Origin of the sequence: Flavobacterium sp. GP15, assembly GCF_014281985.1 — a bacterium.
GTDB classification, from domain to species: domain Bacteria; phylum Bacteroidota; class Bacteroidia; order Flavobacteriales; family Flavobacteriaceae; genus Flavobacterium; species Flavobacterium pygoscelis.
The window spans coordinates 1-201 of record NZ_JACFTC010000051.1 but is presented as its reverse complement, the minus strand read 5'-3'; the positions used below and the strand labels follow the sequence as shown (position 1 = coordinate 201).

Annotated in this window: 1 protein-coding gene; it reads right to left on the bottom strand. The window is 27.4% G+C overall.

Annotated features, from left to right (window positions below; genetic code table 11):
* Nucleotides 1-87 precede the first annotated feature (87 nt).
* The gene (locus H2650_RS16025) at nt 88-192 is read right to left on the bottom strand and encodes a hypothetical protein (protein WP_370566890.1); all 105 of its coding nucleotides are present in this window, start codon (nt 190-192) and stop codon (nt 88-90) included.
* Nucleotides 193-201: the final 9 nt, after the last annotated feature.

Genomic DNA, 201 nt, shown 5'->3' with positions numbered 1-201 from the left:
CTTGTAGTAGCTTGATATAATTAGCTTTGAGGAATAAAGTTTATTAAAATCTTTGCTCAATCTCAATAATGGGAGTTAATTAGGTTATTAGTTGTGGATTAAATTTTTAATAAATTCTCTTCCAATTCCAGTTTTTAAATACTTTTCTCTTTTCATTGCTTCGGCTTTGGAAGGGAAAAATTCAACATAAATAACTTTCCA